We start from the raw sequence: 11,786 nt of genomic DNA, 5'->3' as shown, positions 1-11,786 counted from the left end.
GCTTCTCTTTTTTGTTAACGCAATTTCTTTAATTTAAAATGAACAACCGCGCTATAATACGGTCTTTTGCTTTCAGGATCCATAACCATTTGATGTGAGATGTGATGAACTTCAAGCATAAGTGCTTTATTATTATCAATTTGTTCACTAATTTTTCGTTCTAAAGAAGCTAAGTCTCCCGCTTCAAAAAACTCTACTTTATCTTCTAACATTTCAAAGGTAAATGACATGAAGACGGCCCCTCTCCTATGTAATCAACTATAGTGTAACAAAGAAAAGAAGGAAATACCATGTACATTTCAATTGACATTTTTAGAAAGAGGGAATATCATACTGATAAAACCGATAAGAAAAAGGGGAATTTTTATGGGTACAGAATTTAATGGTTTATTTGATGAGTGGGCTCATACGTACGACTCATTTGTACAAGGCGAAGATATACAATATAAAGAAGTTTTCGCCCATTATGAGGACATTCTAGAGGATGTAGTTCACAAGTCATTTGGTAATGTATTAGAATTTGGTGTCGGTACAGGTAATTTAACAAATAAATTATTACTTGCTGGCCGCACAGTTTACGGTATAGAACCGTCGCGTGAAATGCGCATGATTGCAAAAGAGAAATTGCCAAAAGAATTTTCAATTACAGACGGTGATTTTCTTTCGTTTGAAGTTCCAAATTCAATTGATACCATTGTAAGCACCTATGCATTTCATCATTTAACAGATGATGAAAAAAATGTAGCGATTGCGAAGTATAGTCAATTGCTAAACAAAGGTGGTAAAATAGTGTTTGCTGATACGATATTTGCAGATCAAGATGCATATGATAAAACTGTTGAAACAGCAAAACAAAGAGGTTTCCACCAGTTAGCAAACGATTTGCAAACGGAATACTATACACGTATTCCAGTTATGCAGACTATTTTTGAAAACAATGGCTTCCATGTAACGTTCACGAGATTAAATCATTTCGTTTGGGTAATGGAGGCAACTAAGCAATAGAAAGAGGGATTAGATTGAGAATTGCTGTAATTGGAGCAATGGAAGAAGAAGTACGTATTTTACGTGACAAATTAGAACAAGCAGAGACAGAAACGGTTGCAGGTTGTGAATTTACGAAAGGGCTATTAGCAGGGCATGAAGTAATCTTGTTAAAGTCTGGTATTGGTAAAGTAAACGCAGCGATGTCAACGACAATTTTATTAGAAAAATATAAGCCTGAAAAAGTAATTAATACTGGTTCAGCTGGTGGATTCCATCATTCTCTAAACGTTGGTGATGTAGTTATTTCCACTGAAGTTCGTCACCATGACGTAGATGTAACAGCATTTAACTATGAATATGGTCAAGTACCAGGAATGCCGCCTGGATTTAAAGCTGATGAGGCGTTAGTTGCATTAGCTGAGAAATGTATGCAGGCTGAAGAAAATATTCAAGTTGTAAAAGGCATGATTGCAACAGGTGATTCATTTATGAGTGATCCGAACCGCGTTGCAGCCATCCGTGATAAATTTGAAAATCTTTATGCGGTAGAAATGGAAGCAGCAGCTGTTGCACAAGTATGCCACCAATATGAAATTCCGTTTGTTATCATTCGCGCACTTTCTGATATTGCTGGTAAAGAATCAAATGTTTCATTTGATCAGTTTTTAGATCAAGCAGCTCTTCATTCTACAAACTTTATCGTAAAAGTGTTAGAAGAGTTAAAGTAATGTAACAAAAAGGCAACTGTCTCATATAAAGAAAATACATACAGTTGCCTTTTCTTTATTGGCAAACAAGGGGGAGAACACGATGAATGTATATCGTGGAGTTCATGAGTTAATTGGTCATACACCAATTGTAGAAATTACTCGTTTTTCACTTCCGAAAGGAGTCCGTTTATTTGCAAAGCTTGAATTTTATAACCCAGGCGGAAGCGTTAAGGATCGTTTAGGAAGAGAATTAATCGAAGATGCGCTAGAAAAAGGGCTTGTGACCCAGGGTGGAACAATTATTGAACCGACTGCTGGGAATACTGGTATTGGACTGGCACTTGCAGCATTAGAACATGATTTACGTGTTATTGTTTGTGTACCAGAGAAATTTAGTATTGAAAAACAAGAATTAATGAAAGCACTAGGTGCAACGGTCGTGCATACACCGACTGAGCAAGGAATGACCGGTGCAATTGCTAAAGCAAAAGAGTTAGTAAATGAACTACCGAATTCATACTCTCCAAGTCAGTTCGCAAATGAGGCAAATCCTCGTGCATATTTTAAAACACTAGGACCTGAACTGTGGGACGCATTGAATGGAGAGATTAACATATTTGTTGCTGGAGCAGGAACTGGCGGTACGTTTATGGGGACTGCATCTTATTTGAAAGAAAAAAATATAGATATTAAAACAGTTATCGTAGAGCCAGAAGGATCTATTTTAAATGGTGGTAAGGCTGGTTCACATGAGACCGAAGGAATTGGACTGGAATTTATCCCGCCATTTTTGAAGACATCTTATTTTGATGAAATTCATACGATTTCTGATCGAAATGCATTTTTACGAGTGAAAGAATTAGCGAAAAAAGAAGGACTTCTCGTTGGGAGCTCTTCAGGAGCAGCATTTCATGCGAGCTTACTTGAGGCCGAGAAGGCAGCACCAGGTACAAATATTGTAACGATTTTTCCTGATAGCAGTGAGCGCTATTTAAGTAAAGACATATACAAAGGATGGGAATAAAAAATGAGAGCAAAGACAAAGTTAATTCATGGTATTCGCATAGGAGAACCTTCAACTGGATCTGTAAACGTACCGATTTATCAAACAAGTACGTACAAACAAGAAGCAGTTGGTAAGCATCAAGGATATGAATATTCACGTACAGGTAACCCAACACGTGCAGCTTTAGAAGAAATGATTGCTGTATTAGAAAATGGGCATGCTGGATTTGCATTTGGTTCAGGAATGGCTGCTATTACAGCGACAATTATGTTGTTCTCAAAAGGTGACCACGTTATTTTAACAGATGATGTTTATGGCGGAACATACCGCGTTATTACGAAAGTATTAAACCGTTTCGGTATTGAGCATACATTTGTAGATACAACAAACTTAGAGGAAGTTGAAGAAGCGATTCGTCCAAATACGAAAGCAATTTATGTGGAAACACCAACGAACCCACTACTAAAAATTACTGATATTAAGAAAATATCTACTCTTGCTAAAGAGAAAGACCTATTAACAATTATTGATAACACATTCATGACGCCATATTGGCAGTCGCCGATTTCTTTAGGAGCAGATATTGTGCTTCATAGTGCAACGAAATATTTAGGAGGTCATAGTGATGTAGTTGCAGGTTTAGTAGTTGTAAATAGCCCACAACTAGCAGAAGATCTTCACTTTGTACAAAACTCAACAGGAGGTATTCTTGGGCCACAAGATAGCTTCTTACTACTTCGCGGTTTAAAAACATTAGGAATTCGTATGGAAGAACATGAAACGAATTCACGTGCTATTGCTGAGTTCTTAAATAATCATCCAAAAGTAAATAAAGTATATTACCCAGGTCTTGAATCACATCAAAATCACGAATTAGCAACAGAACAAGCAAACGGGTTTGGTGCTATTATCTCATTTGATGTAGATAGTGAAGAAACATTAAATAAAGTACTTGAGAAACTACAATACTTTACACTTGCTGAAAGCTTAGGAGCGGTAGAAAGTTTAATTTCTATTCCATCTCAAATGACACATGCATCAATCCCGGCTGATCGCCGCAAAGAATTAGGAATTACAGATACATTAATTCGTATTTCTGTCGGTATTGAAGATGGTGAAGATTTAATTGAAGATTTAGCACAAGCGCTAGCATAATAAAAAATGCACTGCTCTATATTAGCAGTGCGTTTTTTTATTACGTCTTTTTGTGAAACATTTCACAAAATAGACATACACAAACGAAATGATTTCATGTATATTGAATTCAGGAAACGTTACTCACGAACAAACTTGTGAAACTTTTCACAAACAATGAAATTCATGTAGGAAAGCATCTCTATTTTTTTGTGTTAATTGGGACTTATTTTGACCTACAGGGACATATAAGGACCGTAATAGTAGAATAGGAGGAAATTCACATGGTAGTCAAAGAGAAAGTTGTAAATGAAATGCAGGAAGTAAAAAAGATGATTGATACGCTAGTAAATAATGGTCAACAAGCTTTACAAGCATTAGAAAGTTTTACACAAGAGGAAATTGACAACATTGTTCATGAAATGGCATTAGTAGGTGTTGATCAACATATGCCGCTAGCGAAATTGGCAGTTGAAGAAACTGGCCGTGGTGTATATGAAGACAAATGCATTAAAAATATTTTTGCCACTGAATATATTTGGCATAGTATAAAGCAAGATAAAACGGTAGGGATTATTCACGAAGATCCTCATGAAGAAATAATAGAAATCGCGGAACCTGTCGGTGTAGTAGCTGGAGTAACACCAGTAACGAATCCAACGTCGACAACAATGTTTAAAGCGTTAATTGCGATAAAAACAAGAAATCCAATTATTTTCGCATTTCATCCTTCCGCACAAAAATGTTCTGTGGCAGCAGCGAAAACCGTATATGATGCAGCGATGAAAGCTGGTGCACCAAAACACTGTATTCAATGGATTGAAAGACCGTCTGTTGAAGCGACGAAACAATTGATGAACCATGATGGTGTAGCACTCGTTCTAGCAACTGGAGGCGCTGGTATGGTGAAATCAGCTTACTCTACTGGAAAACCAGCGTTAGGCGTTGGTCCTGGTAATGTACCGTGTTATATAGAAAAATCAGCACATGTAAAACGAGCTGTTAATGATTTGATTTTATCAAAAACATTTGATAACGGTATGATTTGTGCATCGGAACAAGCAATCATTGTCGATAAAGAAATTTATGATGATGTTAAAACAGAAATGATTGAAAACAGTTGTTACTTTGTAACAGAAGAAGAAAGAAAAAAATTAGAAAAGCTCGTTATAAATGAAAATACATGTGCAGTAAATAGTGATATTGTAGGGAAATCAGCACAGTATATTGCCGATTTAGTTGGGATCACTGTTCCTGGACATACAAAAATGCTTGTAGCTGAAATTCAAGGTATCGGAGCAGCATATCCGTTATCCCGTGAGAAACTGAGTCCAGTATTAGCTTGTGTGAAGGCAAATTCATTAGAAGAAGGATTTACATATTGCGAAGAAATGTTGAACCTCGGTGGTTTAGGACATTCAGCAGTTATCCATTCTACAAATAAAGATGTGCAAAAGCAATTTGGGTTACGTATGAAAGCTTGCCGTCTCATTGTAAATGCACCTTCATCACAAGGTGGAATAGGGGATATATATAATGGATTTATTCCATCACTTACACTTGGTTGTGGTTCATACGGAAAGAATTCAGTTTCCCAAAATGTAACAGCGACTCATTTATTAAATATAAAAAGGCTGGCAAATAGAAAAAAGAATATGCAGTGGTTCAAACTGCCACCAAAAATTTATTTTGAAAAACATGCTACAGCTTATTTAGCAAATATGCCTAACATTTCACGTGCATTTATTGTAACGGACCCCGGAATGGTTGAACATGGCTATGTCGATACAGTCGCGCACTATTTAAACAAGCATGCAAATGATGTGAAAGTTGAAGTTTTCTTTGAGGTCGAACCAGATCCATCAGATGAAACTGTTTTCAAAGGTGCGGAAATGATGAAAAGTTTTAAGCCAGATGTAATTATCGCACTTGGTGGTGGTTCAGCTATGGATGCAGCAAAAGGAATGTGGTTATTCTATGAGCATCCAGAAACGACATTCTATGGTATTAAACAGAAATTTTTAGATATAAGAAAACGTACATGTAAATATCCGGAATTAGGAAATAAGGCGCAGTTTGTTGCGATTCCAACGACATCAGGAACGGGATCAGAAGTGACACCATTTGCGGTTATTACAGATAAGAAAAATAATATAAAGTATCCGCTCGCAGATTATGAATTAACACCAGATGTAGCAATTGTTGATCCACAATTTGTAATGACAGTACCACCACATGTAACAGCAGATACTGGTATGGATGTTTTAACACATGCAATTGAGGCGTATGTGTCTGTTATGGCAAATGACTATACAGATGGATTAGCATTAAAAGCTATTGATCTCGTATTCAAATATTTACCCAGAGCATATAAAGATGGAAATGATGAAGAAGCAAGAGAAAAAATGCATAACGCTTCTGCAATTGCAGGGATGGCATTTGCAAATGCTTTCCTCGGTATTAATCACAGCTTAGCACATAAGATTGGACCAGAATTCCATATTCCGCACGGACGCGCAAATGCCATTCTAATGCCGCACGTAGTCCGCTATAATGCTATTAAGCCAAGAAAACACGCATTGTTCCCAAAATATGAGCACTTTGTGGCAGATGAAAGATATGCACATATAGCGAGAATGCTCGGGCTTCCAGCAAGTTCGGCAGCAGAAGGGGTGGAATCACTCGTCCAAGCAATTATTGAGCTTGGAAAAAGCTTAAATATTAATATGAGTATTGCGGGACAAGGAGTCGATAAAGAGCAATTTGAAGAGGTTGTTGGAGTATTAGCAGAAAGAGCTTTTGAAGATCAATGTACAACTGCTAATCCAAAGTTACCGCTTATTTCAGAGCTGAAAGAAATTTATATGGAAGCATATAAAGGTGAATAATGATAAAAAAAGAGTCGCAGTAAAAGCGGCTCTTTTTTTATTGGAAAACATCTCCCAGAATGGCTGTATTTACTGGTCTTTCAGTTTCATAGAATATGATACAGTGAAATGGAGGAGTGAGAATATAATGAAAGAATTAAAAGGAAAAATAGAAGATTATACTCGGTTTGGACAAATGCTTCTCGCTGTAAGTACATTGTTAATGGTTGGCTTATTGATTCCGAGTGGAGCAAAAGAGACAATCCAATTTTTTGTTATGATGGGGAGCATCGTTATATTTTTAAGCTTATCGTTCTTTTTCTTTCAGCGTGTGAAAGTGATGCGTGACCAGCTAGAGGAAAATGAATGTGAATAATATTGTTAACTAGAGCGCAGCGAAAAGAAAAAATCTTTTTGTCGCGCTTTTTGTTTTTTTGTAGGAAAATATATGCGTTTCGTGTTGACAATGATAATCCTTATCAATTAAAGTAGAATAGTAGTTAATGATTATCATTATCAATTAGAGGTGAAGGAATGAAAAAATCTATTACGCTATTTACAGCGATTTTATCTATTTTTTTCTTGTTAATAGGTTGCAGTGCCAAAGGGGACGAAAAAGCGTCTGCAACCAAAACAGAAAAAGGAAAAGAGAAAATCGAAATTACCGACCTATCAGGAAGAAAGGTAACATTCGATAAAGTGCCAGAAAGTTTTGCAACATTAAGTATGGGGGACATGGATATTATTCATGCTTTAGGTGGAAAAATAGTAGGTCGCCCGGATACGAAATTAACTCTTCCAGATGAGCTAAAGAAAGCACAAGTAATTGGGAATGCACATCAACCGAATTTTGAGCAAATTGCTAGTTTAAAGCCCGATGTACTTGTTGCTAACAATGGATTCCAAAAGAATGTGCCAACGGTTGAAGGACAAGGAACGCAAGTTATCATTTCTTCTGCGAATTCTGTACAAGATATTCAAAAAAATATTGAATTATATGGAACGGTAATGAAGAAAGAAGATAAAGCAAAAGAAATTAATCAAAAAATGAATGATCAAATGAAGAAATATGAGAAAAAGAGCGATGCGAAAGCATTGCTAGTGTATGGCGCACCAGGAACTTATTTAGCGGCATTACCAACATCTTTATCAGGTGATATTTTAGAAAAAACAGGCGGAAAAAATATTGCTTCTGATTTTCCAGAAACGAAAGAATATCCGCAATATGCACAGCTAAGTGTAGAACGTATTATTGAGGCGAATCCAGATGTGATTTATTTAATTACACACGGAGATCCAAAAAGTGTGAAAAAAGCATTCGAAGGCGAAATGATGAAAAATGAAGCGTGGAAAAATTTAGAGGCAGTAAAACAAAACCGCGTAGTTATTTTGCCACCTGATTTATTTGGATCTAATCCTGGTACAAAAGTTACAGAAGCAATGGACTTTATGTATAAAAGTATACAAGATGTAAGGAAATGATACTATGGAAAGTAGTGAAGTAGTAAGAGAAAAGGAACATCCTTTTGCGAAAAAAAGATGGATAATAGCAGTTACTTTAGTTGTATTAACAATCCTAGGTCTCTTTTACGGTCTTTTCGCAGGAAGTTTATCCTTTTCTGTACGAGATATTCTAACGGGTATACAAGATGAAGGTTCGACAGTTCATCGAATTGTATGGGATCTTCGCATACCGAGAGTGCTCATTGGGTTTATAGTAGGAACATGTTTAGCTGCATCTGGTACACTGCTACAAGGAGTTATGAGAAACCCTCTTGCAGATCCTGGTATTATCGGAGTTTCATCTGGGGCAGGCCTTGTAGCAATTGTCATCATGATTTTATTCCCACAGCATCTAGCTTTTTTACCACTAGGGGCGTTTTTAGGATCTTTCATAACAGCGATGGTTATTTATGCTTTATCATGGCAAAAAGGGGCACCACCTTCAAAAATCGTCTTAGTAGGGGTGTCGATCAATGCATTAATTGGTGCAGCAACGTCAGCATTAATGTTATTACATAGTGACAAAGTACAATCGGTGTTACCGTGGCTAGCGGGTGGTATTGGTGGTGTAAGTTGGGCACATTTAAATATGATTATTTATTATGCAATATTCGCCATTATATTAGCTTTCTTTGGTATTAAGCATATTCGAGTGTTAATGCTTGGAGATGAAATGGCAAAGTTATTAGGACATAACGTGGAAAAAAGTCGGTTTTATTTAATCGTAGTAAGTACATTATTAGCTGGAATTGCAGTAAGTGTGTCTGGTCTTATTGGATTTGTCGGTCTTGTCGTACCACATATGCTACGTTTATTAGTTGGAAATGATTATAGATATTTGCTACCTTTATCATGCCTTGGCGGCGGGGTATTACTTGTTTTTGCGGATGCAATAGCTCGAAGTTGGTTTGACCCAATCGAATTGCCTGTTGGTATTTTACTGTCCTTCTTAGGTGGTCCGTTCTTCTTATATTTAATTCATAGAGGAGGAAAACAAAGTGATTTCCGTTAACAAAGTGTTTTACGCACACTCTGAAAGATTTCAAATGCAAAATATGAATGTACATATTAAGGCTGGAGAAATCGTTAGTTTAATTGGTCCGAATGGATCGGGAAAATCTACTTTGCTTCGTTTAATAGCAAGGCTACTGAAACAAAGCGAAGGGGACATCATTTTAGATGGGAAAAATATTCATATGATGAAGAGTGCTGATGTAGCGAAGCAATTAGCAATGTTACCACAAATGCATGATCATCAATTAGATTTAACAGTGAAAGAACTAATTGAGTTCGGAAGAGGTCCACATAAATCATGGAGTAGCCACTTAAATAAAGAAGATGAAGAAATTGTTGATTGGGCATTGTCTGTTACAAATCTTGAAGGGTATGAATATCGTCTTTTACATTCTTTATCAGGAGGGGAACGGCAACGTGCTTGGATTGCGATGACGCTAGCGCAACGTACAAATGTCTTATTATTGGATGAACCAACAACCTTTTTAGATATCGTTCACCAGTTGGAAGTAATGGAACTTGTGAAACGATTAAATGAGGAGTTTGGAATGACAATTATAATGGTTTTACATGACATTAACCAAGCTGCTCAATATAGCGATCGTTTACTTGTATTAAAGCGAGGAAAAATTCAGTATGATGGTATACCAGAAGAAGTACTATGTCATGAAATGTTTCAACATGTATTTGGCATAGATGTAGATATTTTTCAGGGAAGTGACAAGCCTTTTTTTACACCGAAACGAATTTCTAAAAGGGGAGAAGAGCGATGCAAACAGAAGAGCGTATTACCATTGAATTAGTAAGAGAATTTGTTATGGCAGCTCACGGGGATTTAGAGAAAGTACAAGAGCTATTGGTTGAATCACCAAGCTTACTTCACGCCTCTTATAATTGGGGTGGATCAGATTGGGAAAGTGCGTTAGGCGCATCGGCACATGTAGGTCGTAAAGATATTGCTCTTTATTTACTAGAAAAGGGTGCTCGGATGGATATTTTTGCAGCAGCTATGCTTGGTGAATTAGAAGTTGTACAAGCTATTTTAGTAGCTCAACCAGAAGCATTGCGCGCATCTGGTCCTCATGGTATTTCTCTTCTTCAACATGCACGAATGGGTGGAGAGAAATCTAAGCGTGTATATGATTATTTAGCAATACTATCTTAATGAACGAAGGAAGTTCTTATGTGCGGTAAACTTTTCACTTGAAACAATTGGAAAGTTTACCGCCCGTTAGAACGGGATAAGTATCTAGTATATTTGAAAATCCTACACCCCCCTCAATTGTAGTTTTCTTTATGCTAGTTATGATATGGATGCAGTGGACAATATTTGTCTACTGCTTTTTTTGTTTCTATAAGATTGAATATTCTGTGTTATGCGGTTGATTCATTTATAATAAATGGTAACACTTATTGTGCATACAAAATATGATTGTGAAATTAAGAAGAAATTAGTAGAAAGGAGTGAAGGAATGTTTCATACAGACCGTTTACAAATTCGTAAATATACAATGGATGATTTACAGTTCTACGCTTCACTATGGGGAAACGAAAAAGTAATGCGCTATATTGGAAATGGGAATTTAAAAACATATATGCAATGTAAAAAAAGTTTGGAAGAGTGGGTAATTCCTAGCTATAAAAACGGCCTCGGTTTATTTGTATTAATTGAAAAGGAAACGGGGATACGGATTGGTCATGCAGGATTAGTAAAGCAGCAGATAGATGGAAAAGAGGAAATTGAAATTGGTTATTGGTTATTACCTCAGTATTGGGGAAAAGGCTATGCGAGAGAAGCAGCGGCAGCATTTCGAGACTATGGCTTCCAAGCGTTACGAATGAATAAATTGATTTCTCTTATTAATCCGGACCACCCCGCCTCAATCTTTGTTGCTAGAAAAACGGGGCTTAGTTATGAGAAAACAACTTCATTTCATGGGATGGATGTTCTCGTTTATTCCATTAGGCGCGTTGGATGAAAAAAGGTTAATTGCATTTTTTGAAGAATGGTATATAAAAATAAAGGGGGGATTACATGTACATTTATCATAATGGACTTATTATTCGTGAGGGGACGAATGGTGTACCTGCATATGCAATTAAGACTTTATTCGAAGATGCCGGTTGGAGCAATGATAATATCCCTTCTTGGCAAATTGAAAAATTCACGATAGCATTTGAAAATTCAACATGGGCATTCACAATTTGGGATGAAGAAGAGATGATTGCCATGGTTAGAGTCATTTCTGATGGAATCATGGTCGCGAACATAGTAAATTTAGTTGTGAAATGTGAATATAGAGGGAAGGGATTAGGTAAGAAACTTGTCGCTCTTTGTTTGCAAAAGCTACCACATGGTGACTGGTTTGCACATACTTCTGCGAACAATTTTGATTTTTATAGAAGCTGTGGATTTGAAGTTAGAGAGCTATCGAGAAATGGAACATGTGCGTATTATGGATATCAAGTCGCGAAAAGAGATGGTCACCGATAAATGAATGAAAAGTAAAAGTTTAGCGAGGTAATTTTGAGGATTTGATAATAGAGAATGGATTGAGGCACATT

13 protein-coding genes are annotated in these 11,786 nt (G+C 36.7%); 12 read left to right on the top strand and 1 reads right to left on the bottom strand.

From position 1 onward, the window contains the following. Window positions 1-14 precede the first annotated feature (14 nt). Entirely contained in the window at window positions 15-230 is a 216-nt protein-coding gene (locus HFD78_RS07640; RefSeq protein WP_000010984.1) for a YrzA family protein, read from the bottom strand. A 136-nt stretch (window positions 231-366) separates the two neighbouring features. Here HFD78_RS07640 and HFD78_RS07635 point away from each other — a divergent pair, with 136 nt between their 5' ends. The 12 genes from HFD78_RS07635 (at window position 367) to HFD78_RS07580 (ending at window position 11,715) form a co-directional block, all read left to right on the top strand. Next, window positions 367-1,005 (top strand): class I SAM-dependent methyltransferase, encoded by a 639-nt coding sequence (locus HFD78_RS07635; protein WP_000536310.1) that lies wholly within the window; start codon window positions 367-369, stop codon window positions 1,003-1,005. Between the two features lie 14 nt (window positions 1,006-1,019). Continuing rightward, window positions 1,020-1,715, top strand: a complete 696-nt coding sequence (gene mtnN / locus HFD78_RS07630) for a 5'-methylthioadenosine/S-adenosylhomocysteine nucleosidase (RefSeq protein WP_001217024.1) — start codon at window positions 1,020-1,022, stop codon at window positions 1,713-1,715. 82 nt (window positions 1,716-1,797) lie between these two features. Then, window positions 1,798-2,721 carry an O-acetylserine dependent cystathionine beta-synthase gene (locus HFD78_RS07625; protein WP_001103880.1) on the top strand — a complete coding sequence of 308 codons (924 nt, stop codon included), beginning with the start codon at window positions 1,798-1,800 and terminating at the stop codon, window positions 2,719-2,721. Between the two features lie 3 nt (window positions 2,722-2,724). Then, on the top strand, window positions 2,725-3,858 hold the full coding sequence (locus HFD78_RS07620; RefSeq protein WP_001201908.1) for a bifunctional cystathionine gamma-lyase/homocysteine desulfhydrase: 1,134 nt from the start codon (window positions 2,725-2,727) through the stop codon (window positions 3,856-3,858). 263 nt (window positions 3,859-4,121) lie between these two features. Further along, window positions 4,122-6,725 carry a bifunctional acetaldehyde-CoA/alcohol dehydrogenase gene (adhE, locus tag HFD78_RS07615; protein WP_000260513.1) on the top strand — a complete coding sequence of 868 codons (2,604 nt, stop codon included), beginning with the start codon at window positions 4,122-4,124 and terminating at the stop codon, window positions 6,723-6,725. Window positions 6,726-6,852: 127 nt separating this feature from the next. Further along, complete coding sequence (locus HFD78_RS07610) at window positions 6,853-7,080, top strand: YrhC family protein (RefSeq protein ID WP_000661265.1); 228 nt, start codon at window positions 6,853-6,855, stop codon at window positions 7,078-7,080. A 158-nt stretch (window positions 7,081-7,238) separates the two neighbouring features. Next, window positions 7,239-8,186 carry an ABC transporter substrate-binding protein gene (locus HFD78_RS07605; RefSeq protein ID WP_000748453.1) on the top strand — a complete coding sequence of 316 codons (948 nt, stop codon included), beginning with the start codon at window positions 7,239-7,241 and terminating at the stop codon, window positions 8,184-8,186. 4 nt (window positions 8,187-8,190) lie between these two features. Then, complete coding sequence (locus HFD78_RS07600) at window positions 8,191-9,219, top strand: FecCD family ABC transporter permease (RefSeq protein ID WP_000445963.1); 1,029 nt, start codon at window positions 8,191-8,193, stop codon at window positions 9,217-9,219. Continuing rightward, entirely contained in the window at window positions 9,206-10,024 is an 819-nt protein-coding gene (locus HFD78_RS07595) for an ABC transporter ATP-binding protein (protein WP_000626525.1), read from the top strand. Before HFD78_RS07600 ends, HFD78_RS07595 begins: the two co-directional genes overlap by 14 nt. Continuing rightward, complete coding sequence (locus tag HFD78_RS07590) at window positions 9,991-10,386, top strand: ankyrin repeat domain-containing protein (protein ID WP_001192763.1); 396 nt, start codon at window positions 9,991-9,993, stop codon at window positions 10,384-10,386. Before HFD78_RS07595 ends, HFD78_RS07590 begins: the two co-directional genes overlap by 34 nt. Before the next feature lie 235 nt (window positions 10,387-10,621). Then, window positions 10,622-11,200, top strand: a complete 579-nt coding sequence (locus HFD78_RS07585; RefSeq protein WP_000258037.1) for a GNAT family N-acetyltransferase — start codon at window positions 10,622-10,624, stop codon at window positions 11,198-11,200. Window positions 11,201-11,256: 56 nt separating this feature from the next. Beyond that, entirely contained in the window at window positions 11,257-11,715 is a 459-nt protein-coding gene (locus HFD78_RS07580) for a GNAT family N-acetyltransferase (RefSeq protein ID WP_000276114.1), read from the top strand. Window positions 11,716-11,786: the final 71 nt, after the last annotated feature.

The sequence above is a fragment of the Bacillus sp. EKM501B genome (assembly GCF_011800505.1).
Classification (GTDB): Bacteria; Bacillota; Bacilli; order Bacillales; family Bacillaceae_G; genus Bacillus_A; species Bacillus_A cereus.
The sequence above is the reverse complement of the archived record's forward strand: the minus strand, read 5'-3'. Positions and strand labels throughout refer to the sequence as shown.